Raw genomic sequence first — 24051 nt, 5'->3', positions numbered from 1 at the left:
GCGGTATGCCAAGGTGGATAGGTATGTATTTAGTTCACGTGCATTGAACTACGTTTAGGATAAAAAACGTAAGCACGCGGTGCTTTGTAAATAAAACGGTATCAAGGTTTTTTATTTTTAGGTATCATCGCTTTTTGTCGAAAACAAGGAGGGAGTGTCTCGATGAACCCAGTGCCAGGAGTGGAAACGCCTAGTTCACTAGAAGAACGGACTGCTCGAGAGAATCTTAGACAAGCATTGTGCAAGACGGGTTATTGTATCTGTATTCCCGACTATAAAAAAATTGATCGAAACCGTCGCTAAGTCAGTTTAAATTGGTTACAGTGGTTTTTTTGCAAAAAAATCTTGACGGAGATTCTATTTTGGTTCGCCTGTTTAACCTTGCGCTCCGGAATCATACGTTGACACCAGAACACTTTTCTCATTTATTTTACTTGATTTATTACTTACTTAAGCCGCTACATCCTAAACAAATTGGTGATCTATTAAATGAAGTACATTATGGTCAATTACCCGTTATTTACAATTTTCTTTATCGGTTAAGCCTAACGTGACATCTTAATCGCACTGAGTATCAACGCCATCAATTATGGAACCGTAACCGACATTGCCTAAACAGTTTGCGGTATTTTTTGTATTGGGCGGATCCCGTATCACTTGATCGATTTGTGGGTCATTCTACTTATAGTAGTTTCTTATTACTTAAGCAGTTATTAAATCAAATCTCTAATCCCTCTACATCCAAGCCATGTTTAAATCTCTTTGTTTTAACTACGGAAAAAATGATTGATCATTTTCCTCTGCCTAATTTTGATAAGAGGCTGCAAGAACAAGGTGAGTAAGAAGTGAGAATTTTGTGTGAACAGCTTTTTAAACGACTCCGTTTATTCATCCATAATAAGGTCGTGATGAAAAAATACTGATTTTATCAGGTTAATGACGCGTATTCTACAAAAAACACAGCAAGAAACACGTCAAAAACTAGCTTTTGAATCGCACGGTGTAGGTTGTTTACTCATCCTAGGTTGTCTGATTCTAAGTGACCCCCATGTTAGGAAAGAATAGTTTGTTTTACTCAGAAAATAATACTGAAGTGAATTCTTGGTTCAATTTAATCGTTATGACATTGAATGTAGCACAAATTAAACCAGTCCTAAAGCAGGGTCAGCAGATGATTCAGGAGCAAAATAGTATTACGTCTACCCAAAAAAAAGATTATCCGATAATTGGCATAAGCGGTTAATAAGCTATTTAGGTTTAGCGAATCAAGGGAGTTCAAATGATCCAAAGCACTTTGATTTTGGCCTTCGCGACATAACAAAAATGAGAAATAAAAAAATATTTTTTTCTCATATCGCTTGCTTGAATCACTCTTTATTGTTTCTCCACAAGACCCCGTTTATTCGGTTGATGAACAGAGACCTATGCTTTATCATTCTAGTTTTTTAACCTAAGTTGGTCAGGAACACACCTCTGTTATGGCAGTAAAATCTTGTATACTCAATCAACGAATGGGTCTGCAAAGTCAAACGACTAAAAAAGAGAGGAGAATAAATGCGTACCAAGTACATTATCGGTAATTGGAAAATGCATGGTGATAAATCATCGACACAGGTATTATTAACCCAATTAAGTCAAGCCCATATTTCGCGATCGACTCGTGTTCACATGGTTGTTTGCCCGCCTTTTGTGTTCCTAGAGCCGACACAAAAGGCGTTGTTAGACTCAGCCATTGCTTGGGGCGCCCAAAATGTCTGTTCAGAACCGATCGGGGCTTATACTGGCGAAATTTCAGCCAGTATGTTACAGGCGTTTGGTTGCCAATATGTGCTGATCGGCCATTCAGAAAGGCGTATTTTATACCATGAAGACGCGGAACAGTTGGCCAAAAAGATAGAGCAAGCCGTGGCATGTGGAATTCGACCTGTATTCTGTGTCGGTGAAACCTTGCAACAGTACCAGGCGGGGGAAACCCAGGCGGTGTTAACGCAGCAAATTCAGGACGTACTGAAAAAATTGGACCCCATATTGTTTCAGACGGCATTACTCGCCTATGAGCCGGTTTGGGCGATTGGAAGCGGTATATCTGCCCGCCCAGAACAAGTGCAAGCGGTACATCAATTTTTACGTCAACAGGTTGCTTTTTATGACGTGGCTCTTGCGCAAGAATTAGCTATCCTGTATGGTGGCAGCGTAAAGGCAGCCAATGCACGGGCTCTTTTTTCAGCGCCTGATGTCGATGGCGCGTTGGTTGGCGGTGCGTCATTAGTCGCCAGCGAGTTTTTGCAAATTTATGAGCAGTGTCTCAGCACTTCTGTTTAACAGAATGTAAAGCAATTGATTGTAATGAATAAATAACGATGTTAGCGCAAATACTTTTTATATTTCATGTTTTGGTCTCAGTCACGTTGATCGGCTTAATCTTGTTACAGCAAGGTAAAGGTGCCGAGGCGGGCGCAAGCTTTGGTAGCGGAGCATCACAAACTGTGTTTGGTGGCCAAGGGTCTGGATCGTTCTTGTTTAAGCTCACTGCTTTTTTTGCACTTATTTTTTTCGTAACCAGTTTAACATTGGGTTATTTAGCTGGACATCGTATTCGTCAAGACGATCCGATTCAGAAATTAGATGGTTTAACGCAACCAACTGTTTTGCAAAAAACCAGCGAAGTGCCTCATAATACAGTAAAAAAGCAATCCAATCCGATGGATTCGAGTGCTGTAAACAAGTAGGGTAAAAAAAGTTAACTTTTTTAAATTGCCGAAGTGGTGAAATTGGTAGACACGCCATCTTGAGGGGGTGGTAGCGCAAGCTGTGCCGGTTCGAGTCCGGCCTTCGGCACCATTAGAAAAAATAAAGCCAAAGCTCAATCGAGTTTCTTTCTATTTTATCGATTCATTTCCACAAGATTCATTTAGTAGAGAAAGTGAGTCGCATTTTACCAATACGTTGTGAATTACATCACAGGAAAAATACACAGCGCTTTTATTGTTTGAGAAGAATAGGTAGGCCACTATTTTTTGTTTTATGATCTATCTTTACCAAAGGTAAAGGTATTGCTGACTTCTGAATTGCAAATAGGTTTGTTTTTTACCTTTTTGAAAAAGGTGGATTTCCATTGCGGCTTATTCAATCGGCTTTAATGGTTTCTTTCTCCCCGTGCAAGTAGCTTTTATTGATGATTTTGAATGAATGGTTAATTTTCCAGCCATTTTAGTTGAAGTAAGGATATCTAGGTTAACTTTTTTCTCTGTTGGGTGAGTGTTTAAAGAATGAATGCCCATATCTTTTTTAGTTGAATATCGCTCTTCCTTACTGATATCATTCTTTTGACATATGATCGGGACAGGGACGGTTACTATGGTTTCTTCTTTGAGGGGAAGCGGATGAGTATTATCAGACTTTTCTGCGTCTGAAGAAACAAGATTGTCTGCTTCCGGCTTTTCCTCAGAATATTTACCCACTTTATTTGAAGTTGGGGAAAAAGATAGAGGCTCTAGTGTAAATTTTGCTTCCTTGTGTTGAATGCTTGAAAAATGAATATTCGTATCTTTTTCAAAAATATATTTGATAATAAACTTTGACAAAAGTCTAATTTTGTGGAGTAAAAAGCGTAGGAAGTAAGGTAATCTGCTGTTTTCTGTAACTGGAGAATTGAGCTTCTCCTCAATATGAGGATTGAACTTTTCCGCATATTTTTTCCGGCAGGTCACTTTGAATTCGAGCAGACTCATCTCAATTTTTAATAGGGTTTAGTTCATTCGATTGGGTTTGAGTCAAAACTATTTTATAGGTAGTTGTGCTTTTAAAGTCTTTTTTTGTAAATCTAGAAGGATTACTGATTTTCTGATAATTCTCCACTTGTACTTTTCGGTATTAAAACAGGTATAGAAAATTTTGTTTGGATATAAATTGCTTCGTTATGGAAAGCGATATCAATGCTTAGGTTTGGTTTCGTAGGGACAAATTCATGTTTAGATAAATAAAATGCCTCGTTGTGATATAAATTTTGATTTAAAAAATTAGATAAAAAATATACATATTGTCGTCGTTTTTCTTGTTCTAATTTAAGACTCTTTTCCGCAAGAATTTTTTCGAATAACAAAGTTAGATGTTCTTTGGAAGAGATCTCTACAGATGAATCATCTTGGGCAACAAGTTTTTTCCAATATTCCAGAGGTTTTTTGGCAATAGAAATATGAAGATTTCTATTTACTCTATTGATATCGGTTAAGACTTTATCTGGGTTATATATGACACTAACATCTTCTATTTCTCCTTCATTAATCATTTTTCCGAAGGAAACGGTATGATCAAATTGGATAAATGACGACATAATATAACGCCTTACGGATATTATCATTTTAAAACATATTAACGCATATCCTTATGATTTAGATATAATAAAATATCATTTTGTTATTAGTTATGCAAATAGAAATCAGTCTTCTTGTTAAGAACAAGTCAAACAATTGAGGGAAAAAACACGGCAATCGATATAAAAATGGTGGCGCGAATAAGTAATAATTATGGAGAGCGCCTGTCTGAAAAATTCAGCGTCGGTGCAGAGAGGCCGGTGAAGATGAGACAGTTTTATTCCGTACGCTGAATGTGTAATCGTACTTTCAAACCAGTAATAGTGTCTCCAGTGAAGTGATCGGTTATCCAGAAAAATCAGACCAGACTTTGATTTAGCCTGATTTTACTCAAGAGATATCTTCAGTGATTGCCGCATAAAAGCAATTTAGCCAACGAACCGATCCGACTCATTGGCTTAAGTCGGGGGATGTTCCATATAATCGTTGTTAAAATCGATTAAATACTACGGAGCAACTCATTAATCGCTGTTTTAGCACGCTGACGGCACAGTTGAGATGACACGATCCCGTTTTAGAAGGTAAACTGCCGGCAATCACGACCGAGCCACTCGGGACACGTCCATAATAAATTTTATCTTCTTCGCGATGATAAATCGGCGTACTTTGACTAATAAACACGCCCATGCCAATGACACTATGGGCTTCAACAATCACGCCCTCAACAATTTCAGAACGTGCCCCAATAAAGCAGTTTTCTTCAATGATGGTTGGATTCGCTTGTAAGGGTTCTAATACTCCGCCAATTCCCACACCACCCGATAAATGGACATTTTTACCAATTTGCGCGCAAGAACCCACCGTGGCCCAGGTATCGACCATCGTGCCCTCATCCACATAGGCACCAATATTGACAAAAGAAGGCATCAATACTGTATTTTTACCAATAAAAACACCTTCGCGAACACAGGCATTGGGGACAACACGTACTTTGTGTTGTTGAAACGCCTCCGCAGTAAATGCCGCATATTTTTGTGGAATTTTATCAAAATAGCGTGTAAATCCGGCCTCACTAACGGTTTCATGACGCAATTTGAAAGATAATAAAATCGCTTGTTTGACCCACTGATGAACGATCCACTCGGAACCTTTTTTTTCAGCGACGCGTAATGTCCCTTGATCCAATCCAGCGATACACTCTAATACCGCTGTTTTTATCGATGAATCGTGTTCGATGGCGATTGTAAGGAGCTCATATAAAACCAATAATAGTTTATAAATAAAAAGATATAGTGCCTAGATTTAATCGTCTAGGCAAGCGCGCCTTAAGGTAAGGATTTAGGCAGATCTTTTTTTGATGTAGGCAAACGTAAGCGATAAAAAGCGGTATAGATCACCGGTAAAATAAACAAGGTAAATAGAGTGCCTAAGGACATTCCACCTAAAATGACCCAGCCTAATTGTCCGCGCGCATGCGCACCGACTCCGTGCGCGAGTACGAGCGGCACGGCGGCCAGTAACATCGTCGCCGTGGTCATTAAAATCGGCCGCAAACGTAATGTAGCGGCTTCAACAATCGCTTGTTCACGGGTCAAACCATTTTCACTGTTGCACAATTGATTAGCAAACTCAACAATCAAAATACCATGTTTGGCAATTAATCCCACTAAAGTAATTAAACCGATTTGGGTGTAAATATTTAGGCTGCCTCCACTTAAAAGGAGAATCAATAAGGCGCCCGCGATAGAAAGAGGAATAGTTAATAAAATGATACTGGCGGCACGAAAACTATCAAATTGCGCGGCCAAGACTAAGAAAATAAAGAGGATCGCTAAAATAAAGGCTTGACCCATTTGATGGCCCGAAGTCATAAATTGTCGGGTTGCACCAGAATAATCGACTTGGACATCCGTAGGTAAAATTTGTTTAACGATTTTTTGTAAATAAGTAACGGCTTCGCCTAAGGTATAACCTGGCGCTAAATTACCACTGAGTGTCACAGAACGTAAGCGTTGAAAATGATTTAAACTTTGCGCGGTGACCGTATGCTGCAGATGAATTAAGTTCGCCAAAGGAACCAACTGACCCGCTTGTGTACGGACATTGACCAGTTTTAGTTGCTCCATCGTATTCATAAACTGCGGATAAAGTTGCGGAATGATATCGTAGCTTCGGCCGTTCCAGCTAAACGAACTACTTTGTGGTTGACCAATGAGTGTATTTAAACTACTCGCAATATCGTCCATGTTGACGCCTAACGAGAGCGCTTTATCTTTATCCACATCTAAAGTAACTTGAGCTAAATTGAGATGTAAATTAGATTGTAAGCCCACAATGCGTGGATTGTCTTTTGTGACTTTTTCTTGGATAGCTTGCGCGAATTGGTTTAATTTCTCATAACTATCCGTTGTTTTTAAGACGACGGTTAAGGGCGCATGTTCCGAAGAGCCCGGCAAGGCCGGTGGGCTAAACGGAAAAGCTTGTAAACCCGTAATCATAAAATACTGTTTCAAGAGAGAGTAAATCAAGGTTGAACTCGATACATCGCGTTCTTGCCACGGTTTGAGAATTAAAAATGAAAGCGCGCTATTGAGTGTTTGCATCCCGATGATGCTGACATACGATTCGATTTGGGGAAAACGTTTATAAATCGATTCCAACTGTGCGACGTATTGCTTCATATAGGCGATATTAGCTGACGTCGGGCCATTGGCAACCGTAATAATGAAACCTTGATCCTCTTGCGGAGCTAACTCGGTATTTAAGCTTTTAAATAATCCTAATCCGCTTAAATACAGCAGGCCGGTAATTAAAAGTATTCGTGGATGGTGTTGCATGACCCAGGAAATACGCATTGGAGCGACGTTCGAATTCAGATTCGGGTTTCTCGTGCGCTAATAATTTAGCGCACAGCATCGGTGAAAGCATTAAAGAAATGACCCTTGAAATAATGACCGCAGCCGCTAAGGTAAAAGCAAACTCACGGAACAATAAACCCGTCATATATAAACCGCTGCGAGAGTGAGCGTCATGGCAATAATCGCAAAGGCAATTTCTTGTGTTCCTTTTAAGGCCGCATCGATGGCAGGTAAGCCTTGCTTTTGGTGGCGATGAATATTTTCTAGGACAACAATCGCATCGTCGACGACTAAACCAATGGCTAATACCCAAGCCAATAAAGTCAGTACATTCAGCGAATAGCCTAAAACGAGCATTATCGTGCAAACACCTAAAATTGATAGTGGGATGGTCACTAGTGGGATTAAGGTCGCACGAAAGCTGGCTAAGAAAATAAAAATAACGAAAAAGACAAATAGACAGGCTTCGATAAATGTTCGTGTCACGTCGTATATTGATTCTGTAATAAATCTTGAAGAGTCCCACATTAATTGTACTTTGATTGAAGTCGGTGCTGCTTCGGCCTGTAATTCAGGCAGCAACGCTTTGACAGAGTTTGCAACGGTTAATGGATTCGCTGTGGCGAGAGGAACGATACCTAAAACGGCAGTACGTGGATTACCATTAACATCACTATCTGTGGATTGCACACCTAATACCGCTTGACCGACATCGGACAGGCGAACTAAATAACCATTTTGATTGCGAATGACCAAATGATTGAATTGGTCGGCATTCACCATATCGGTATTCGCACGGATTGTAATCGTTTGCCACGTAGAGGTCAGTGATCCAGGCGCCGCTTGAACATTATTGCGTTTAATCGCTTGGAGAACATCGCTGGCAGTTACTTGATGGGCCGCCATTTTCTGCGGGTCCAGCCAAATACGCATTGCGTAACGTCGATTACCAAACACTTGTGCATCACCGACGCCGGCGACATTTTGGAGTTGTGGTTGCACGACACGGTATAGATAATCGGTTACCGCTTCAGGAGAAAGTGTTGCGCTAGAAAAAGCAAGAAATAAAATAGGATTCGCGTTGGGATCTTTGGCTTCAATCACTGGATCGGATACGGCAGTGGGCAGTTGTTTACGTACAGAAGCAACGGCATTACTGATATCGTAACCTAATTTGAATTGTAGACTGATTTGACTGCTATTTGCATTGCTACTGGAGCGAATCACATCTAAGCCATTGACACCACCTAATACGCCCTCTAAAGGAGTCGTTACAAAACTTTCAATCAATTGTGCCGGCGCGCCCGACGGTGAAATAGATGGGTACTCACGAACGGGTAACAATAAAAACGATTGTAGGCCGATCAGTAGAATGAATAAGCTAAAGACGATTCCTAGAACAGGACGACGAATAAACGGTTCAATCCAACGCATGATGACTTATTTTCCAATGATAATTGGTGCTTTATCGTGGACTTTAAAGCTCCCGACACGAATGATTTTTTCACCGACCTTCAGTCCCGAGACCCCGGCCTGACTCGCTTTTTCAAAAAGAACGGTTACGGGCGTTTTAAGTGCTATGTTACCCACAACACGGTACACATAAGTTCCTTTTTCATCGGTATTGAGTGCAGTTTCTGGAATAGTCGGTAATGACTCGGCTGACCCTAATTGCAAAGAAACTTCAACAAACGCTCCGGGCAAAAGTTTCCCAGAGGCGTTGTCGAGGACCGCTCGGACCGCTAAACTACGTGTTGCGGCATCAATTTGGGAGTCCACCGCATAGACTTTGGCGACAAATGTTTGTTTAGGGTAAGCACTGCTTTGAATAAAGACTGAATTACCCAGTTTAATTTGACTCGATGCGGTGCCTGGAACTTGGAAATTAACGCGTAAAGGCGTTGTAGCATTTAAATTTACAATGGCCCGACTCGGATCCAGATAGTCTCCTTTATTTACATTTCGTAAACCTAAACGACCTGAAAAAGGGGCACGAATCGTTGTTTGTGCTAAAGCGGCGTTTGCTTTGGCTTCTTGTGCTTGATTGGCTTGATAATTGGCTAATGCTTTATCTAAATCCGCTTTTGCAAACACTTTTTTACGATATAATTGCAATGCGCGTTGGTAATCGGCAGCACTTAATTGGGTTTGTGCTTTCGCCGTAGCAAACTGCGCCGCAGGAATGGCTGGATTGAGTTGAACCAGCGGTTGACCTTCTTTTACTTCATCTCCGGAGCGGAAATAGACAGCCGTCACTAAACCAGTGACTTCGGACTTCAAGATAACGCCCTGACTTGGGAGTAAAGCTGGCCATGCGGTAACGATAATAGTAGGAAAAAGCAATACGGCCGGTAGCCAGTAATACCATCGCAACCAACCCTAAAATCATGTAAATACGTAGACGCTTTGGCATAATCGGCTCTGCTGAGTTTTTGTGTTTTTTCTTAATGAAAACGAAAAACTATAGAGTGTTATCGATGCAAATGCAATCAATTTATCTGATTTTTAGCTAAAAATGGGCTTTGATAAGTGTTTAAGAAGCTTTGTGTCCTATAAATACAGTGCATTGACTCTCAATTTAGATAAAAAATCTGTTTTTTTTACGGTAAAACTAGATATTTGCACCTATTTTTATAAACCAAGTTTATTCAGCCGAAAACCTCTAAAATAGCCTGTAAAGTGATTTCTTTTAATTCAGATAAAGTATGATCGGAGATCGTCAGCGGAGGGAGCCAATAAATAGTGTTGTGTACCGCGGCTTGGTAGACCAGGTAGCCCCATCGTTGATGAGGATCGGGAACAACGAGATCGGCCGCGACCCAGGCGCCGAGTCCACGCAGATTGGTTAATAAACCGGTTTTATCAGCCACTTCTTGCATCAAACGTCGTAAAATAGTTTGCAGTGTACAGGCCCGAGCATATAAATGTTCTGTTTCCATGATATGCAATGTTGCTAAAGCTAAACGTGCACCCAATACGTGCCCAGAATAAGTATGAGAATGTAAAAATGCCTTGCCTGTATTCATCTCATCGTAAAATGTTTGATAGAGAGATTCGGTGGTTAATACCGTGCTAAAAGGTATCCAGCCGGAAGTGAGGCCTTTACCTAAACACACAAAATCCGGCTGAATCCCGGCATATTCACAAGCGAGGCGTTTTCCAGTGCGCCCGATACCGGTCATAATCTCATCGGCAATCAGATGGATACCGTGTTGTTTCGCCCAGTGAGCGATTCGCCGTAAAAAATCAGGACTATATAATTTCATTCCTCCTGCCCCTTGAACCAGTGGCTCAACGATCAATGCCGTGGCGGTTGCAGCGTAAGGCGCTAAGGATTGTTCAATCCTCGGCCATTCTGATTCGATTGTTTCCCATTTAGGATCCTCGGCTGAGGTGACATACACTGGCGACACAAAAACAGGCTCAAATAACCAAGCCCGGTAAGATTGACGATACAGTCCGACATCACTCACACTCAGTGCACCCAATGTTTCGCCATGATAACCATTGTGTAAGGCAATGATTTTTCGGCGTAAATGTTCACCGCCAATGACCCGTGCGTGTAAACTCATTTTCAAAGCAATTTCTACTGCGCAGGATCCATCTCCGGCGTAAAACACTTTGGTTAAATGTGGCATAAATTGGGTTAATTTTTCGGCTAAACGGACAATGATTTTATTGGTGGTATTGGCAAAAATGACATGTTCAAATTTTTCGAGTTGTTCGGACAGTGCTTGTTTTAGAACAGGATGTTGATGACCTAATGATTTACACCACCAACTGGAAATCGCATCGATCACTTTTTTCCCATCCGCTAAGTTTAAATAACACCCTTGTGCACTCTGAATAACTAAAGGTTTAAACGATTCATAATCTTTCATTTGTGCACAAGGATGCCAATTCCACTGTAGATCCAGTTGTTGCCATGAAATATCTTTCATTAGTAAACCATTAAACTTTTATAAAGTTGACTAAATAAAGCCTACCATGTAATATTCTTGCCTAGCAACGCTTCCAGGAGATTTTTTAATTTATGTCCCCGACGTCGTGGAACGAAGACAAGATCACTCAATTATTTTCTTTACCTTTTTTTGAATTAGTTCAACGCGCTTATCAGTGTCATCAACGTCATTTTTCAGATCAAAGTATCGAATTTTGTACCTTGTCCAGTATTAAAACCGGCGCCTGTCCAGAGGATTGTGCTTACTGTCCACAAAGTGCGCATTATCAAACGGGCGTAAAAAAAGAAAAATTGCTTGCGTTGGAACAAGTGGTCGAACAGGCTAAAGCGGCTAAAGCACACGGTGCGCAGCGTTTTTGTATGGGGGCCGCGTGGCGTAATCCACCTAAAAAAGAGTTTCCACAGGTGTTAGCAATGATTCGTGCTGTCAAAGCGCTGGGTCTAGAAACGTGTGTGACCTTGGGGCAGCTCGATGCCGAACAAGCACAACAGCTACACGAGGCCGGATTGGATTTTTATAATCATAATTTGGATAGTTCTCCTGAGTTTTACCAAACCATTATTCATACACGAACGTATGCGGATCGATTAAATACCTTAGATCACGTGGCTAAATCGGGTATTGCGATTTGTTGTGGTGGAATTGTCGGCATGGGTGAAACGCAAGCGGATCGTGTAAAATGGTTACTTGCTTTATCCGAATTACCCACTGTTCCGCGCAGTATTCCGATTAATCAACTGATTCCCATTCCTGGGACGCCGTTAGCAAACCTTTAGATTCATTTGAACTGATCAAAACCATTGCGGTGACACGCCTGGTTTTTCCACAAACCCGCATTCGTTTGGCCGCAGGACGTGAAAAGATGGCAGATGAAACCCAAGCGTGGTGTTTTATGGCCGGTGTAAATTCAATTTTTATCGGTGAAAAATTACTGACGGCGAAGAATGCCACGTTAAATCATGATCAACAATTACTGCAAAAATTAAATTTAGTGGGGATGCTTAGTCAGGAAGTGCAGACGTCATGTTCCTAGAAAATCTCTACCAAAAAAATCAACGTTGGGCACAGCATGGTCGAACTCGGGTACGAACTGCAATTGAGCGTGGAAAAACGGCGAATCAACTCTGTATAAACGGTAAAACCTATATAGATTTTGCGAGTAATGATTATTTAGGATTAAATCAACATCAGCAAATCATCACCGATTTTGCCTGTGCCGTGCAACGTTATGGTTTAGGTAGCGCGGCTTCGGCATTGGTGACCGGTTATTCAAGCGAACATGCACGCCTAGAGGCACAATTTGCAGAATGGTTACAGGTCGACCGCGCCTTATTGTTTAATTCGGGTTATCACGCCAATCTCGGGATTATTAGCGCTTTGGTTGGACGCAGCGATTGTGTGTTTTCTGATAAATTGTGTCATGCCTCGCTGTTAGCAGGCATTGCCCTTTCTCGTGCCCATCATGTTCGTTATCGACACAACGATTTTGAGCATGTTCAACAATTAGCAAAGCAACGACGACCGCATTTACTGGTCACAGAAAGTATTTTTAGTATGGAAGGGGATCTGGCTCCCATTCACGATTTATTCACGTTAGCAGAACATTACCAATGTGGCTTGCTGATTGATGATGCGCACGGTATTGGGGTATTAGGCGCTACCGGAGCAGGCATTAAAGAGTATTGTGCGTTATCTGCGCATCCTTTAACCTTTTTTGTTCTACCGCTGGGTAAAGCATTGAATGGATGCGGTGCATTGGTGGCGGGAAGTCATATCGTTATCGAAACGTTATTACAATTTGCTAAAACCTATCATTATACAACGGCTTTACCACCGGCATTCTGTGTGGCGTTGCAGAGCGCTTTACAGGTGATTCAAAAAGAAACCTGGCGTCGGGAACAATTGCGTGCCAACTGTCTTTTTTTTACACACTATGCGCAAGCACAAGGATTGACGCTCTCTTCTGCAGAAATTAGTCCTATACAGCCGTTGTGTGTGGCCGATAACCAACAATTAAAGCAAGTACAGGATGAGTTAGCAGCACAAGGTTTTTATGTAGCCGCCATTCGTGCGCCGACGGTCCCAGATCAACAGCCACGCCTGAGAATTTCACTCAATAGTTTGCATACCACCGACCAAAATTAAATCATTAATCGATGCGATGGTTCGAGCCCATTTCCAGGTTGGGGATTTTCAGCACAGTCACTGGCTTGGTTAGCACAACTGAATCTTTGTTTTTACGGTGTAGAATATATTCATCAACAAAATACCTCGTTGACAATACTTGTCCAATCACTGGCAAGCAAGATAGAACAACCCGCTACACTTTTTGCTTGGTCTTTGGGTGGATTATTAGCGATTCAGTTGGCCTATCAATTTCCAGAGAAAGTGAAGCGGATTATTTTCTATGCCAGTTCCCCGCGCTTTTTAGCGGATACGGCTTGGCAAGGAATAACGTGTTCGGTCGCCGAGCAGTTCATGCGCCAAGCGGAGGTTGAATTTCCAAGGTTACAAAACCAATTTATCCGCAAAGTCAGTCATCCTGATCCACAGGGCTTAATTCGAAAACAGCTGAAAAAACAGTGGATTGATGGGCAAACTCAGCATTTAATCCAGCTTTTAGCATTACTTTTTACCACCGATTTGCGTGTCCAGTATGCCGGTCTTACTCAGCCGATTTTGCATTTTATCCCACAGCGCGATGCGATTTTGCGTTTAGAAAAGTGTCAACTTAAAAAACTCAACCCCAATGCGAAGATCATTATTTTACCCGACAGTGGACACGCCGGATTTTTAACCCACTCCCTCTCTATCCAACATACAATAACAGGTTTTTTGCATGGTCGTGCCGGAGTATAAAAAGAAATTACAGTATCGTTTTAATCAAGCGCAAGACGGTTATGATAAACACTGTTCGGTGCAAGATCGCGTCTGTACCGCCGCGTTAACTTTGTTAACCTCTTATCGAACAGTTTTCGCATCGATTGCTGATTTAGCGTGTGGGACCGGTAACAGTACGCAACAACTCCTGCGCATGCTTTCCTACGAACGCCTATATGCACTCGATTTTTCAGAATCATTGCTTAAACAAGCACGCCAAAAATTACCCAAAACGATTCCACTGATCTTAGCAGATTTTGATTATCCTATTTTAGCACCCGCGTGCGTTGATTTACTGTTTTGTAATATGGGCTGTCAGTGGTCTGTGCATTTAGGTGAAACACTGAAGACATGGCGTACAAGTTTACAAAACGAAGGGTGGTTATTATTTTCGATGCCGATCACTCCGAATTTCCCTGAATTGAAACCACATTCTAAATGGCCTACCTGGTCACAAATGAAAACGCTCATTCAACAGGCCGGGTTTCGATCGATTGCGACATTGCCGATGTCTATCAGGCGCTGCGTTCGCTTAAAGAAACAGGAACCAATTATTCAGCAGCTTCTTCCTTGGCAAGCACAGGGCTTTCTCGCAGCCAGCTTCGCAGCTATTTTTTTAATCCAGAACAACCACAACTGACTTACCATCTAGGTATTTATCTTGTCCAAAAGGAAAGAGAATGAATGCGATTTTTATTACCGGCACCGATACGGGTGTTGGCAAAACGTGGGTTACCCAACAATTGCTTCATCAATTCAATCACCAGGGGTATCAAACTTTTGCGATGAAACCGCTTGCTTCAGGAGCGGATTATGATGTGCAAGCACAACAATTCAAAAAATGAGGATGCCTGTCTTTTTACAAAAAAGCAGCTTCTCTCTCTTGTCCTTATTCGGTGGTGAATCCTCGATTGCACCGCATTTGGCGGCGGAAAAAGAAGGTATTCGTTTAGAGTGTGCCGCCGTCAAACAGCAAATTATCCAGAATATGCATCCTGATGCGGATATTCAGTTGATTGAGGGCATCGGCGGTTGGGCGGTCCCTTTGAATGCACAACAACTCTTTGCCGAAGTCATTGTCGAATTGAATATCCCGGTTATTTTAGTCGTTGGCATACGTTTGGGATGTCTGAATCATGCGTTATTAACTCAACAGAGCATGATGCAAATGAATGTTCGGTGTCTAGGTTGGATAGCCAATGAGCTTGCACCACACACTGCGGCTTGTACAGCCATGATAACCACTTTGCAACAATGGATCCCTCAGCCTTGTTTAGGTGTTTTACCTTATGGTCAGCAAGAAGTACCTCTCTTTATCGAGCCGATCGAACGTTATTTGGCTTCGGCTAAGAAATTAAGGTCGCCTGCAGACGATCGTGTCGATCTTAAAAAATAGTCACGGCTTAAACGTTATTTTTTGAGTAGCGTGGTATCTCCTGAGGAAAAGGCACGCAGTGTTTGATCCGGCATCCTTAAGAGAAAATGACCTTGTGAATTAATGCCAGCGCCGGTTCCAGTATACGTTGTTTCGCCACAGCATAAGCGAACAGTTTGCTTAAATAGACGATCTCTTTGTTGCCATTCCTCAATAAAATGGTTTAACCCATGCTCACAAAAACGGGCTAAATAGGAGAGGAGTTGCTCAATGAGGGCCGCACACACGGTATTGCGATCATAAATATTGTTGAGTCACTTCAGTCAGCGACGTCCACGGTTGATCCAAACTCAACGCATCTGTGTTACGCATATTAACATTGAGTCCTATCCCAATAATCGCACGGCAATGACCATGCGCTTCGGCTTGCAGTTCAATGAGTATCCCGGCTATTTTGGCTGAACCAATTTGGACATCATTCCGGCCATTTGACTGTACTCGGATCAGTCATCGAGGGTGTTAAGCGATCAATTGTCTGGGCAACGGCTAAACCCATAATTAAACTTAAACCCGATAATTCACTAATATCTTTTGCAAAGCGATGACTGAGAGAAAGATAAACATTTTTTCCAAAAGGAGAATGCCACAAACGATTCATCCGACCTTTGCCTTGGGTTTGTAATTCAGTTAAACAAATCGTTACTGATTCAGCCGGATCAATGGTTTGCTGCAAATAATCATTGGTTGAGTGCAGATGTTCAAAAAGTTGAATGGGTAATGCTGCATAGGCAGGAGGCAATTGCTGCTTTATTTGTGCAACATCTAATAGCAAAAAAGGCTCTTCTAAAATATAACCTTTCCCTTTGATCGATTTAATCGCAACACCATATTGAATCAGTTTTTTTACGGCTTTCCAGACGGCAGCACGGCTAATATGGAGTTGTTGCCCCATAGAATTTACCATCGTGATAAGTTTGATTCACTGAGCAATGCGGCAATTTTAAGTAAAGTTGAAGGATTGGGTGGCATAAGTAAGCTAATTTCTTTTACGCTAACACAAAAGTGCTCATCGTTGGTTTGGAATCGGTTTCCAAATTACAACAACTCTTTTTCTTCCTCACGAAGAGTCAAAATCTCATAGCCTGTTTCGGTGACCAGGAGGGTATGTTCCCATTGTGCAGACAAGCTATGATCTTTAGTCACCACGGTCCAGTCATCAGGTAACAGTTTTGTCAGATGTTTACCGGCATTAATCATCGGTTCGATGGTAAAGGTCATTCCAGGAACCAGTTGGAGACCTGTTCCGCGTCGTCCATAATGTAAAATTTGGAGATCCTCATGAAAGAGGCGACCGATACCATGACCACAATAATCGCGGACGACAGAAAATCCGGCCGATTCTGCATGACGTTGAATGACTTCTCCGATATCACCAAGATGGGTGCCTGGTTTAACTAAACGAATTGCGCGATACAAACACTCTTGTGTCACACGGCTAAGACGTTGTGCCAAGATGGAAGGTTTACCAACAAAAAACATTTTGCTGGTATCGCCATGGTAGCCATCTTTAATAACGGTGATATCAATATTTAGGAGATCACCGTCTTTTAGAACACGGGGGCCGGGTATACCATGGCACACTTGATGATTAACAGAAGTGCAAATTGATTTGGGGAAACCTCGATACCCAAGAGGTGCGGGAATCGCTTTTTGGGTATTGACGATATACTCATGACACAGTGTGTTGAGTGTTTCCGTGGTGACGCCAACCTGAACATACGGTTCAATCATGGTTAGTACTTCAGCCGCCAAGCGACCGGCTACCCGCATTTTTTCAATTTCTTCCGGGTTTTTAATTATAATTTGAGCAGTCATGTTAATCGAGTTTACCGTGACAATATTTATATTTTTTGCGGCGGTGTAGCGATTGCGGTATCGCCTGCATGCATCAGCGTTTCTTCCAGTACAGTCGGTTGTCCTAAAGAAGGATGTTGAAAGTCAAGAAACTGCGGCATTTGTTGACGACGTTGTTCTTCTAAGCGTTCGGCTTCTTCAGAGGATTGGACTTGTAAACTACTGAGCCGGCTCATCACTTGGAATTTCAATTGTTCCAATAAATTAGCAAACAATTCAAAGGATTCACGTTTATATTCTTGTTTCGGATTTTTTTGTGCGTAGCCGCGCAGATGAATGCCTTGACGGAGATGATCCATCGCCGCTAAGTGATCTTTCCATAAGTTATCGAGTGTACGCAACATAATTGTTTTTTCAATTTGGCGTAATGCTTCGGTATCGGCTAAGCTTTCTTTTTGTCGATAGGCGGCTTGTGCCGCATGAATAATCCGCTCACGGAGTATTTCTTCAGAGACTTCCCGATCTTCTAACCAGGTTTGCAAAGGTAAATCTAACTGAAAGGTTTGTTTCCCATTGTTCTTCTAAACTATGGGGAGGGATAAATTCATTAATACAAGTATTGAGCACATCGCCCCATAAGCTTTCAATGATCGGTGAAACATCCTCACTGGCTAACAATTCATTGCGTTGTTCATAAATCACTTTACGTTGTTCATTGGCCACATCATCAAATTCTAAGAGTTGTTTTCGAATATCAAAGTTACGACCTTCTACTTTACGTTGTGCATTTTCAATCGCACGCGTAATCCAACGATGTTCGATCGCTTCTCCAGGTTGCATGCCTAATTTTTTCATCATCATCGCGACGCGATCTGAAGCAAAGATACGCATTAAGTTGTCCTTGTCGACCCGCACGTACCTCGTAACTGATTATCAATACGTCGGGACTCGTGTCGTTCACTGCCAATAATATGTAATCCGCCCGCTGCAATCACGGCATCGTGACGCGCTTGCCATTCTTGTTTATGTTTTTCAAGTGATTCTGGAGCATTTTCTGAATTCAACTGGGCTAATTCGGCTTTTAAATTACCACCTAATACAATATCTGTACCACGACCCGCCATATTGGTAGCAATCGTCACTGTTCCTGGACGACCCGCTTCGGCAATGATTTGTGCTTCGTGCTCATGAAATTTTGCGTTTAGGACTTGGTGATTAATTTTTTCTTTATTTAATAATTGCGCGAGATATTCTGATGTTTCTATCGATGCGGTTCCGACGAGCACCGGTTGTTTACGTTCACGACACGCTTTAATGTCTTGGATAATCGCCGCAAATTTTTCTTCTTTTGTTAAATAGACTTGATCGGCTAAATCTTGGCGCGAGATAGGAAGGTGCGTGGGAATCACCACCACTTCTAAATGATAAATTTGCTGAAATTCGTACGCTTCGGTATCCGCCGTACCGGTCAGATAAATTTATGATACAAACGAAAATAGTTTTGAAAGGTAATCGAAGCGAGAGTTTGATTTTTCACTTTGAATTTCAACGTGTTCTTTCGCTTCTACGGCTTGATGTAAGCCATCTGACCAACGGCGTCCCGCCATGAGGCGCCCAGTATGTTCGTCGACAATGACGACTTGATTGTTTTGGACAATATAATCCACATCACGATGAAATAAATAATGGGCGCGTAATGCGGCATAAACATGATGCATTAACCCAATATTATGGGCAGAGTAGAGGTTTTCACCTTCAGTAAGCAAACCTTGTTTGACTAACCATTGTTCAAGGTTTTGATGACCTTCTTCGGTTAAAAAAAGCTTGTTTGCTTTTTTCGTCCAAATAAAAATCACCAGGACCGTCTTCCGTTGACGTAACTGCAAATGTTGAATGATTTTATTCAGCTGAATATACAGTTCGGAACTTTCTTCACTGGCTCCTGAAATAATCAGAGGCGTTCGTGCTTCATCAATAAGAATCGAATCCACTTCATCAACGATGGCAAAGTTCAACACACGTTGGACTTTTTCACTCAGCGAAAAAGCCATGTTATCGCGTAAATAATCAAAACCAAATTCATTATTCGTTCCATAGGTAATATCGGCTGCATACGCTGCTTGTCGGGCATCGATCGGCAAATCGGAGACCACAATACCGGTGGTTAGACCAAGAAAGGCATATAAAGGTTGCATCCATTGGGCATCGCGTTTCGCTAAATAATCGTTAACGGTGACAATATGTACGCCTTGTCCAGTTAATGCATTTAAATAAGCGGGGAGAGTAGCGACTAACGTTTTACCTTCACCGGTCCGCATTTCTGCAATTTTACCATTGTGTAAAACGATTCCACCTATTAATTGGACGTCAAAATGACGCATGCCTAATACACGACGACTGGCTTCACGAACGACGGCAAACGCTTCGACCAGTAACGCATCCAAGGGAGTTCCTGCTTGGAGTTGCTGACGAAAGTGATCGGTTTTCGCTTGTAATTGCGTATCCGACAATGCTTGGAGTGTCGGTTCTAACGCATTGATTTCTGCAACCGTTTTTTGAAGTTGTTGTAAGAGTCGTTGGTTACGGCTACGAATAAAGCGACTTAAAAGTTTAGGAATCATAAATATAATGTGGCTACCTTGTTTAATTCACCGTTTGGCTCAGTCTTTCGTGACAAAAATGAAAGCAATGTAGTTCCCTTAGGATGGACACCACGCTCCTAAAGCAGGCCTCTAGCAAAGTAGGCGATTATGCCAACCGCTGCTCAGCGCAAAGACGGAATTTATATCGATTTGCATCACAACCGTCAGGAAAAACTCAGCTACTTTACTAAAAAGCAGACAATTTCGCCAGTCGCTGCGTGACTTGCTCGGCAATAGCGGCGCTAGTTAAGCCGAATTCGGATAATAATTGAGCTGGGTCGCCATGTTCGATAAATTGATCTGGAAAACCTAAACATAATACTTCACAGTGGAGTTGCTGTGCGTGACAGACTGCACCGACGGCTTCTCCGGCCCCACCTTGAATTACGTTTTCCTCCAGCGTGACCAATAAATCATGCGTTTTAGCGAGTTTTTTGATTAAATCAATGTCGAGCGGCTTAACAAAGCGCATATCAACGACCGTTGCATCGAGCGACGTAGCTGCTTCTAATGCTTGAGTGAGTAAGGGGCCAAAGGCTAATAAAGCGATTCGTTGCCCGGTTCGTTTGATCACTGCTTTGCCAAGTGGGTAGGTGGTCATTTGTAAATTGATAGAGTGCCCCGGACCCTGGCCCCGCGGGTAGCGTACGGCACAAGGACCTGAGTAAACAAAGCCTGTATAAAGCATTTGATATAACTCATTTTCATCACTTGGCGTCATAATCACTAAATTGGGAATACAACGAAGATACGAGAGATCAAAACAACCTTGATGCGTGGCTCCATCGCCACCGACCAGACCGGCGCGGTCAATCGCAAAAAGAACGGGTAAATTTTGTAAGGCCACATCGTGAATCAGCTGATCATAAGCGCGCTGTAAAAATGTTGAATAAATAGCAACGATGGGTTTAAGTCCTTTGCAGGCCAGTCCCGCAGCAAACGTGACGGCATGTTGTTCGGCAATACCGACATCATAATATCGATCAGGATAGTGTTTTGAAAACTCAATCAGGTCGGAACCTTCACGCATCGCCGGTGTAATAGCAACCAGTCTTGAGTCACGGGCCGCCATGGCACAAATCCACCGACCAAAAACATTCGCATAATTAAGTGGCTTGTTCAAGCATGTTGAAGAAGCTTTCTTGAGAAAACCTGGGCTGACGGCATGATAAGCAATCGGGTCTTGCTCAGCGGCTGGAAATCCCTTGGCCTTTTTTCGTGGCGACATGCAGCAACTGGGGCCCAGGTAACTGACGAAGATTATTTAGCGTGTCGATCAACAGAGGTAAATCGTGGCCATCAATCGGGCCAATATAATTAAAACCGAGCTCTTCAAATAACGTTCCCGGGGTCAACAGGCCTTTGACATGTTCTTCGGTTCGTTTTGCGAGTGCACGGACGGTAGGAATGGGGTTAAGCATTTTTTTACTGCTCGCTCTAACCGTCGCATACAATTTACTGGATAAAATACGGGCAAGATAATTAGAAAGTGCGCCGACATTATTGGAGATCGACATATCATTGTCATTGAGGATCACAAGAAGATTCGCCTTGAGATCACCGGCATGATTGAGCGTCATCGCTCCGTCACCAATAATCGCCACAACCCGCCCAGCGGTATTTTGCAGACGGTGTGCCATCGCCATGCCCAAGCCCGATCGATGTACTTGAATGACCGACACCAAAGCTATCAAATTCACTTTCATGACGTGTAGGAAAAGGTGACAGTCCTTGCTTCTGACGAATGCTCGTCAATTGTGTACGGCGACCGGTCAGGATTTTATGTGGATAAGCCTGATGACCGACATCCCAAATTAGATCGTCTTCCGGACTCTGGAAGACATGGTGTAAAGCGATGGTTAATTCAACCGTACCCAGATTGGCAGCAAAATGCCCGCCACATACATTGAGCGATTCAATTAAAAAACGCCGAAGTTCATCTGCTAATTGCAGTAATTGCTCCACATCCAGTGCGTGCAATTGCTCCGGCGTTTCAATCATTTCCAATAGCGAATACGGTTTTCTATTCAAATCTATCTTCAAAGTTTAGTTAATATCACTATTAGGATTGCGAGGGATTATTTATTTTTTGCAATTTGCCCTTGCAACTGTCCGCGTGTTTGCGCGTTGAGTTCTAACACTAACACCGACATCGTGGCGAGTAAACGTTCCAGTGTCATTCGCATTTGATAACTTTGTGCTAAATTTTCTGCTAGCAGTTGAGTTTGTTCACGTTGGAGTGTTGCTGGATTTTCTTTTTGCAAATTCGTATACCAATTATTGTCCAGGATACGTCGGGTCGCCATAAAGTTTTCGAGCTTTAACGCGCTGATCGGTCCAGGGTTTGTTTTTTTGAATGTTTCCACCGCATCAGCCGTGGTTTTAGGAAGTTGAGAAAGCTGCTTATCACTGATTTCTTGTCTTTCAGCATACAGTTGCGAAAGATTACCCAATGCAACGGCTTGAACGGCTAAATAATTGCGTAAAGTGGCTAGATAATCTTGTATGTCTTTTTGATTGAGCTTGACCATTTGCTGTTTTATCGCCAGAAAGCGAGTGTATGCAAAGGAGATAAGTTCACACTGAGTGCATTGAGGACGCTTTTTGCTTGAGCATCTTCTGTCTGATTGTAAACCAGCGGTTCAAGGAGACTATTTACATTCACTGCATCGAGAGGAGATTTCGTTAGAAGTTGATTAATCGAGGAGGGTCCCGGTTGCCAGAGGAGAGAATATTGCGCATTTTCTCCAGAACTCAGGCCGGAAGCAATCTTTTCTAACAAATCACGTGTCAAGGAGCCTACGGGTAACGCACTGGGTGATAATAAATAAGTCCCTTGAGCGAGGTTAGTGACCATGGTCTGGGATTGATTGATTGGGGGTGCAACCATTTCCTTCAGTTGATTTTGCCCAAATCCAGCCTGCAAGTTTTTAACCGCTTCATCATTGACAATAATATTGGTGCCATCGGCATAAGCGGGGAGGGTTGTGAGAAAAAGAGAAGCAATTGCAGTTAAGCAAAGTGTTTTTATTCGAGATAGCATAAGAACTCCGCAGTAAATAAAAAGTGATCAAGTTTATCCATGGTTAGGATTTGAGTTTTTTCGATTGGAAGCGTTGGGTGGTGCAAAAAATATTGGGGGGTGGTGTAAATCCCGGGACAGCTGTGGTTGGGCGAGTAGGTTCGGGAATCGGTGCATTGGCCCAGGGATTATGTTTCGCTTGTTCTGCCCAAGGATTGGGTTTCAGCCATGGGTTGGCTGCGTTGGATGAAGCGGATGCGGTTGCCTCGCGTTCATGAGTATTCGGTGCTGTCGGGGAAGATGGGGTTGTAAACGCTTTATCCGTATTAGAAGGAGGTGCTGCGCTCTGCGTATCCATTGGCGGGGCAGGTAATGTTTGCGAAGAAACAGGGGGTTGTGTTTGTTCTGTGGCGGCCATAGACGCCTCCAGGTTATCTAGAGCTTCTTTTTGTGCTTTTTTGATTTGATCATCATAATATTGCAGTGGATTATCCGCCGTAGACGGACGGGCTTGAGCCAGGGTGGGCAGTAGCCAGAATAAAACCACTACACTGCCTAAGATAGAGAGAGATTTTTTTTTATTTTCATCATTATTCACCCTCAAGTGCTTTTCCGTTCACGTGAAAAAACACGGGTCAAGAGTCTGAGTCGTTCAAACGCAATATTTCGTCGTAAAAACAACCCGCATTCATCTTCTGCCTGACGGCTATTTTCTTCAGAGTACATCAAGAGTTTGGCGGCCGAACCAGGATGCGTCGTATCGAGCGCTTGCAGTAAGCGTAATGTTCGGGACATGCTGAGATGATTCCCAATCCGAACAAACCGCATTTGTTCACCCAATTTATCTAGGTCAACTTGTGCAATATCATCAAGAGTTTCTCCGAGCTTTTTGAGTGACGCTTCAAACTCAGGATGGCCATCCTGAACCCAGGTTTCGACGCTTTCCATAAAACTGAGAACACGATAGATAATCGGATCTGGGTAATTTTTCCAGTAGAGATGTGCACCTTTACGACTTAAATCTGGCATAATTCATTATTGTCTATGAGTTAAGGTTAACTGTTTGTGCAAGCCTGATTGGCGAGGACAGGTCACTCACACGTTGCCCCACGTTTAGGTGATTATCCAATGGAATGGACCATAAA

The 24051-nt window shown here is 42.4% G+C and carries 31 protein-coding genes, 1 tRNA gene and 4 pseudogenes; 15 read left to right on the top strand and 21 right to left on the bottom strand.

Translation table 11 applies throughout. From position 1 onward, the window contains the following. Positions 1–162: 162 nt before the first annotated feature. From S3O_RS16980 to S3O_RS16975, 8 genes are all read left to right on the top strand, one after another. Positions 163–303, top strand: coding sequence for a hypothetical protein (locus tag S3O_RS16980; RefSeq protein WP_156792689.1), 141 nt, complete (start codon positions 163–165; stop codon positions 301–303). Positions 304–332: 29 nt separating this feature from the next. Further along, positions 333–554: a hypothetical protein gene (locus S3O_RS0101975; RefSeq protein WP_156792688.1), complete on the top strand. Its 222-nt coding sequence runs from the start codon at positions 333–335 to the stop codon at positions 552–554. A gap of 78 nt (positions 555–632) precedes the next feature. Beyond that, positions 633–842: a hypothetical protein gene (locus S3O_RS0101970; protein WP_010597372.1), complete on the top strand. Its 210-nt coding sequence runs from the start codon at positions 633–635 to the stop codon at positions 840–842. 94 nt (positions 843–936) lie between these two features. Then, entirely contained in the window at positions 937–1065 is a 129-nt protein-coding gene (locus tag S3O_RS19365) for a hypothetical protein (RefSeq protein ID WP_268869399.1), read from the top strand. Positions 1066–1554: 489 nt separating this feature from the next. After that, positions 1555–2322 (top strand): triose-phosphate isomerase, encoded by a 768-nt coding sequence (gene tpiA, locus S3O_RS0101955; RefSeq protein WP_010597371.1) that lies wholly within the window; start codon positions 1555–1557, stop codon positions 2320–2322. Between the two features lie 38 nt (positions 2323–2360). Further along, positions 2361–2729 (top strand): preprotein translocase subunit SecG, encoded by a 369-nt coding sequence (gene secG, locus S3O_RS0101950; RefSeq protein ID WP_010597370.1) that lies wholly within the window; start codon positions 2361–2363, stop codon positions 2727–2729. 27 nt (positions 2730–2756) lie between these two features. Next, a tRNA-Leu gene (locus S3O_RS0101945) sits at positions 2757–2841 on the top strand. Further along, a complete protein-coding gene (locus tag S3O_RS16975) occupies positions 2812–2952 on the top strand; it encodes a hypothetical protein (RefSeq protein ID WP_156792687.1) in 141 nt (46 codons plus the stop codon). Before S3O_RS0101945 ends, S3O_RS16975 begins: the two co-directional genes overlap by 30 nt. Before the next feature lie 170 nt (positions 2953–3122). Here the strand turns inward: S3O_RS16975 and S3O_RS0101940 are convergent, their stop codons facing one another. From S3O_RS0101940 to bioA, 7 genes and pseudogenes are all read right to left on the bottom strand, one after another. Further along, positions 3123–3731, bottom strand: a complete 609-nt coding sequence (locus S3O_RS0101940) for a hypothetical protein (protein ID WP_010597369.1) — start codon at positions 3729–3731, stop codon at positions 3123–3125. 101 nt (positions 3732–3832) lie between these two features. Then, complete coding sequence (locus tag S3O_RS0101935) at positions 3833–4333, bottom strand: hypothetical protein (protein ID WP_010597368.1); 501 nt, start codon at positions 4331–4333, stop codon at positions 3833–3835. Positions 4334–4802: 469 nt separating this feature from the next. Further along, the gene (gene dapD / locus S3O_RS13245; RefSeq protein WP_408005651.1) at positions 4803–5555 is read right to left on the bottom strand and encodes a 2,3,4,5-tetrahydropyridine-2,6-dicarboxylate N-succinyltransferase; all 753 of its coding nucleotides are present in this window, start codon (positions 5553–5555) and stop codon (positions 4803–4805) included. An 83-nt stretch (positions 5556–5638) separates the two neighbouring features. After that, positions 5639–8605: pseudogene (locus S3O_RS20260) on the bottom strand (efflux RND transporter permease subunit). A 6-nt stretch (positions 8606–8611) separates the two neighbouring features. After that, positions 8612–9451, bottom strand: a complete 840-nt coding sequence (locus S3O_RS10640; RefSeq protein WP_192805852.1) for an efflux RND transporter periplasmic adaptor subunit — start codon at positions 9449–9451, stop codon at positions 8612–8614. After that, on the bottom strand, positions 9396–9584 hold the full coding sequence (locus S3O_RS17675) for a hypothetical protein (protein ID WP_192805851.1): 189 nt from the start codon (positions 9582–9584) through the stop codon (positions 9396–9398). Before S3O_RS17675 ends, S3O_RS10640 begins: the two co-directional genes overlap by 56 nt. A gap of 235 nt (positions 9585–9819) precedes the next feature. Then, positions 9820–11112, bottom strand: a complete 1293-nt coding sequence (gene bioA / locus S3O_RS0101915) for an adenosylmethionine--8-amino-7-oxononanoate transaminase (RefSeq protein ID WP_010597362.1) — start codon at positions 11110–11112, stop codon at positions 9820–9822. Between the two features lie 92 nt (positions 11113–11204). On the opposite strand from bioA, the pseudogene bioB reads away from it, so the two are divergent. The 6 genes and pseudogenes from bioB (at position 11205) to bioD (S3O_RS13230) (ending at position 15409) form a co-directional block, all read left to right on the top strand. Next, positions 11205–12166, top strand: a pseudogene (gene bioB / locus S3O_RS13235) (biotin synthase BioB). Further along, positions 12157–13278 (top strand): aminotransferase class I/II-fold pyridoxal phosphate-dependent enzyme, encoded by a 1122-nt coding sequence (locus S3O_RS10630; RefSeq protein ID WP_010597361.1) that lies wholly within the window; start codon positions 12157–12159, stop codon positions 13276–13278. The pseudogene bioB and the gene S3O_RS10630 overlap by 10 nt, the downstream one beginning before the upstream one ends. A 129-nt stretch (positions 13279–13407) precedes the next feature. Beyond that, positions 13408–13992 carry an alpha/beta fold hydrolase gene (locus S3O_RS0101900; protein ID WP_010597360.1) on the top strand — a complete coding sequence of 195 codons (585 nt, stop codon included), beginning with the start codon at positions 13408–13410 and terminating at the stop codon, positions 13990–13992. Continuing rightward, the gene (locus tag S3O_RS0101895) at positions 13973–14653 is read left to right on the top strand and encodes a methyltransferase domain-containing protein (protein WP_010597359.1); all 681 of its coding nucleotides are present in this window, start codon (positions 13973–13975) and stop codon (positions 14651–14653) included. Before S3O_RS0101900 ends, S3O_RS0101895 begins: the two co-directional genes overlap by 20 nt. Before the next feature lie 40 nt (positions 14654–14693). Then, positions 14694–14858 (top strand): ATP-dependent dethiobiotin synthetase BioD, encoded by a 165-nt coding sequence (gene bioD, locus S3O_RS19360; protein WP_083827597.1) that lies wholly within the window; start codon positions 14694–14696, stop codon positions 14856–14858. Positions 14859–14860: 2 nt separating this feature from the next. Next, positions 14861–15409, top strand: coding sequence for a dethiobiotin synthase (gene bioD, locus S3O_RS13230; RefSeq protein WP_050816823.1), 549 nt, complete (start codon positions 14861–14863; stop codon positions 15407–15409). 14 nt (positions 15410–15423) lie between these two features. On the opposite strand, the gene S3O_RS15050 is transcribed toward bioD (S3O_RS13230), so the two are convergent. Beyond that, entirely contained in the window at positions 15424–15675 is a 252-nt protein-coding gene (locus S3O_RS15050) for a hypothetical protein (RefSeq protein WP_050816822.1), read from the bottom strand. Between the two features lie 22 nt (positions 15676–15697). Between S3O_RS15050 and S3O_RS16965 the strand changes: the two genes are divergently transcribed. Further along, positions 15698–15850: a hypothetical protein gene (locus tag S3O_RS16965; RefSeq protein WP_156792685.1), complete on the top strand. Its 153-nt coding sequence runs from the start codon at positions 15698–15700 to the stop codon at positions 15848–15850. A gap of 13 nt (positions 15851–15863) precedes the next feature. On the opposite strand, the gene S3O_RS15045 is transcribed toward S3O_RS16965, so the two are convergent. The 13 genes and pseudogenes from S3O_RS15045 to icmW all read right to left on the bottom strand — a co-directional run bounded on the left by S3O_RS15045 (position 15864) and on the right by icmW (position 23935). Continuing rightward, positions 15864–16352, bottom strand: a complete 489-nt coding sequence (locus tag S3O_RS15045; RefSeq protein WP_083827594.1) for an HTH domain-containing protein — start codon at positions 16350–16352, stop codon at positions 15864–15866. Positions 16353–16483: 131 nt separating this feature from the next. Continuing rightward, positions 16484–17263: a type I methionyl aminopeptidase gene (map, locus tag S3O_RS0101880; RefSeq protein ID WP_010597358.1), complete on the bottom strand. Its 780-nt coding sequence runs from the start codon at positions 17261–17263 to the stop codon at positions 16484–16486. A gap of 26 nt (positions 17264–17289) precedes the next feature. After that, the gene (locus S3O_RS19355; protein WP_010597357.1) at positions 17290–17784 is read right to left on the bottom strand and encodes a preprotein translocase ATPase secretion protein; all 495 of its coding nucleotides are present in this window, start codon (positions 17782–17784) and stop codon (positions 17290–17292) included. After that, a complete protein-coding gene (locus S3O_RS19350) occupies positions 17750–18133 on the bottom strand; it encodes a preprotein translocase subunit SecA (RefSeq protein WP_010597356.1) in 384 nt (127 codons plus the stop codon). Before S3O_RS19350 ends, S3O_RS19355 begins: the two co-directional genes overlap by 35 nt. Then, positions 18133–18654 carry a preprotein translocase subunit SecA gene (locus S3O_RS18520; RefSeq protein WP_235776150.1) on the bottom strand — a complete coding sequence of 174 codons (522 nt, stop codon included), beginning with the start codon at positions 18652–18654 and terminating at the stop codon, positions 18133–18135. Before S3O_RS18520 ends, S3O_RS19350 begins: the two co-directional genes overlap by 1 nt. Before the next feature lie 56 nt (positions 18655–18710). Further along, complete coding sequence (locus S3O_RS19345) at positions 18711–18779, bottom strand: hypothetical protein (RefSeq protein ID WP_268869429.1); 69 nt, start codon at positions 18777–18779, stop codon at positions 18711–18713. An 82-nt stretch (positions 18780–18861) separates the two neighbouring features. Beyond that, a pseudogene (locus S3O_RS18515) lies at positions 18862–19863 on the bottom strand (preprotein translocase subunit SecA); the annotation flags it as partial. Between the two features lie 208 nt (positions 19864–20071). Next, on the bottom strand, positions 20072–21112 hold the full coding sequence (locus S3O_RS17930; RefSeq protein ID WP_202797994.1) for a transketolase C-terminal domain-containing protein: 1041 nt from the start codon (positions 21110–21112) through the stop codon (positions 20072–20074). After that, positions 21072–21885 (bottom strand): annotated as a pseudogene (locus S3O_RS18510) (1-deoxy-D-xylulose-5-phosphate synthase N-terminal domain-containing protein). Before S3O_RS18510 ends, S3O_RS17930 begins: the two are co-directional and overlap by 41 nt. Before the next feature lie 77 nt (positions 21886–21962). Next, positions 21963–22415: a hypothetical protein gene (locus S3O_RS0101865; RefSeq protein ID WP_010597352.1), complete on the bottom strand. Its 453-nt coding sequence runs from the start codon at positions 22413–22415 to the stop codon at positions 21963–21965. A gap of 8 nt (positions 22416–22423) precedes the next feature. Further along, a complete protein-coding gene (locus S3O_RS0101860; protein WP_010597351.1) occupies positions 22424–22927 on the bottom strand; it encodes a hypothetical protein in 504 nt (167 codons plus the stop codon). Positions 22928–22970: 43 nt separating this feature from the next. Further along, positions 22971–23504 (bottom strand): hypothetical protein, encoded by a 534-nt coding sequence (locus S3O_RS0101855; RefSeq protein ID WP_029463598.1) that lies wholly within the window; start codon positions 23502–23504, stop codon positions 22971–22973. 2 nt (positions 23505–23506) lie between these two features. Beyond that, entirely contained in the window at positions 23507–23935 is a 429-nt protein-coding gene (gene icmW, locus S3O_RS0101850) for a type IVB secretion system protein IcmW (protein ID WP_010597349.1), read from the bottom strand. Positions 23936–24051: the final 116 nt, after the last annotated feature.

It is taken from the genome of Rickettsiella massiliensis 20B (genome assembly GCF_000257395.1).
GTDB lineage: Bacteria > Pseudomonadota > Gammaproteobacteria > Diplorickettsiales > Diplorickettsiaceae > Diplorickettsia > Diplorickettsia massiliensis.
This window is presented reverse-complemented; position numbering and strand designations above follow the sequence as displayed.

Bases quoted from the DNA above. Each gene is read 5' to 3' on its own strand.
- S3O_RS16980 (WP_156792689.1), top strand. From the start codon at position 163: ATGAACCCAGTGCCAGGAGTGGAAACGCCTAGTTCACTAGAAGAACGG.
- S3O_RS19365 (WP_268869399.1), top strand. From the start codon at position 937: ATGACGCGTATTCTACAAAAAACACAGCAAGAAACACGTCAAAAACTA.
- tpiA (WP_010597371.1), top strand. From the start codon at position 1,555: ATGCGTACCAAGTACATTATCGGTAATTGGAAAATGCATGGTGATAAA.
- secG (WP_010597370.1), top strand. From the start codon at position 2,361: ATGTTAGCGCAAATACTTTTTATATTTCATGTTTTGGTCTCAGTCACG.
- S3O_RS0101940 (WP_010597369.1), bottom strand. From the start codon at position 3,731: ATGAGTCTGCTCGAATTCAAAGTGACCTGCCGGAAAAAATATGCGGAA.
- S3O_RS0101935 (WP_010597368.1), bottom strand. From the start codon at position 4,333: ATGTCGTCATTTATCCAATTTGATCATACCGTTTCCTTCGGAAAAATG.
- S3O_RS17675 (WP_192805851.1), bottom strand. From the start codon at position 9,584: ATGCCAAAGCGTCTACGTATTTACATGATTTTAGGGTTGGTTGCGATG.
- bioA (WP_010597362.1), bottom strand. From the start codon at position 11,112: ATGAAAGATATTTCATGGCAACAACTGGATCTACAGTGGAATTGGCAT.
- S3O_RS10630 (WP_010597361.1), top strand. From the start codon at position 12,157: ATGTTCCTAGAAAATCTCTACCAAAAAAATCAACGTTGGGCACAGCAT.
- S3O_RS0101895 (WP_010597359.1), top strand. From the start codon at position 13,973: ATGGTCGTGCCGGAGTATAAAAAGAAATTACAGTATCGTTTTAATCAA.
- bioD (WP_083827597.1), top strand. From the start codon at position 14,694: ATGAATGCGATTTTTATTACCGGCACCGATACGGGTGTTGGCAAAACG.
- bioD (WP_050816823.1), top strand. From the start codon at position 14,861: ATGCCTGTCTTTTTACAAAAAAGCAGCTTCTCTCTCTTGTCCTTATTC.
- S3O_RS15045 (WP_083827594.1), bottom strand. From the start codon at position 16,352: ATGGTAAATTCTATGGGGCAACAACTCCATATTAGCCGTGCTGCCGTC.
- map (WP_010597358.1), bottom strand. From the start codon at position 17,263: ATGACTGCTCAAATTATAATTAAAAACCCGGAAGAAATTGAAAAAATG.
- S3O_RS19350 (WP_010597356.1), bottom strand. From the start codon at position 18,133: ATGCGTATCTTTGCTTCAGATCGCGTCGCGATGATGATGAAAAAATTA.
- S3O_RS17930 (WP_202797994.1), bottom strand. From the start codon at position 21,112: ATGTCGCCACGAAAAAAGGCCAAGGGATTTCCAGCCGCTGAGCAAGAC.
- S3O_RS0101865 (WP_010597352.1), bottom strand. From the start codon at position 22,415: ATGGTCAAGCTCAATCAAAAAGACATACAAGATTATCTAGCCACTTTA.
- S3O_RS0101860 (WP_010597351.1), bottom strand. From the start codon at position 22,927: ATGCTATCTCGAATAAAAACACTTTGCTTAACTGCAATTGCTTCTCTT.
- icmW (WP_010597349.1), bottom strand. From the start codon at position 23,935: ATGCCAGATTTAAGTCGTAAAGGTGCACATCTCTACTGGAAAAATTAC.